The following is a 1,206-nucleotide window of genomic DNA, read 5'->3' on the forward strand; positions in this document are numbered from 1 at the left end:
ATGAAGTGCTTTTTCCACGATTCTTGTGGTGCAGCTTCAACGCGGCTACCGCCTGCGGCGATGATCGCTTCTTCAAGCACACGTAATGCGAAGTCAATCTGTTCGAATGAAATGATAAGCGGTGGAAGGAAGCGAATAACAGAACCTTCGCGGCCGCCTTTCTCAACCATCAAACCACGCTCAAGCGCAGCACGTTGAATCGCTAGGGTCAACTGACCGTCCGCAAGAGGTTCACCAAACTTGTTAAGCTCGCCGTTAGGATTCTTGATTTCAACGCCTAGCATCAAGCCTTTGCCACGAACTTCAGCAATACAGTTAACACGTTTTTGGATGCTTTCGAGACCAAAACGTAGGTATTGGCCAGCAACGTTCGCATGCTCAACAAGGTTGTCACGTTGGATAATTTCAAGCGCTTTAGCACCTGAAACCATTGCAAGTTGGTTACCACGGAATGTGCCCGTGTGCTCGCCTGGCTTCCACGTATCGTGTTGCTTATTGATCACAAGCAGTGACATTGGCAAGCCGCCGCCAATCGCTTTAGAAAGACACAATACATCAGGCACGATACCCGCTTCTTCGAAAGCGAAGTTGTAACCAGATTTACCCACACCACACTGGATTTCATCAAAAATCAGTAGGATACCGTGCTCATCACAAATACGACGTAGTTCGCGCAACCAGAATGCTGGAGCAGGAATTACACCGCCCTCACCTTGAACTGGCTCTACGATGATCGCAGCAGGTTTCATGATACCCGCTTCATCATCGTTCAATAAACGCTCGATATAACGAATGCTTGCTTTCGCACCTTCGTCACCGCCAAGACCAAATGGACAGCGTAGGTTGTATGGGAAAGGCATAAAGTGCACATCTGACATTAAGCCAGTACGACGCGCTTTTGTTCCTAAATTACCCATCATGCCCATCGTACCGTTTGTCATACCGTGGTATGCCCCACGGAAAGCAAACATGGTATTACGACCTGTCGTTTGTTTCGCTAGCTTGATCGCAGCTTCAACCGCATCAGCACCCGATGGTCCACAGAACTGAATAACACAGTTATCGCCCAGCTCTTGAGGAAGAAAAGACTTAACAGACTTAATAAAGTGAGTTTTAGCAGAAGTGGCAATATCAAGAGTTTGATAAGGCAGACCAGAGTCTAACTGCTCTTTTAACGCTTGGTTAATTTCAGGATGGTTGTAACCC

Annotated in this window: 1 protein-coding gene; it reads right to left on the reverse strand. The window is 47.5% G+C overall.

Translation table 11 applies throughout. The annotated features are described in order from the left end of the window. The coding region (locus R7P67_RS25220) for a diaminobutyrate--2-oxoglutarate transaminase family protein (RefSeq protein ID WP_318086374.1) at positions 1 to 1,206 on the reverse strand (1,206 nt) is incomplete at both ends.

Source organism: Vibrio sp. Vb0937 (assembly GCF_033338855.1).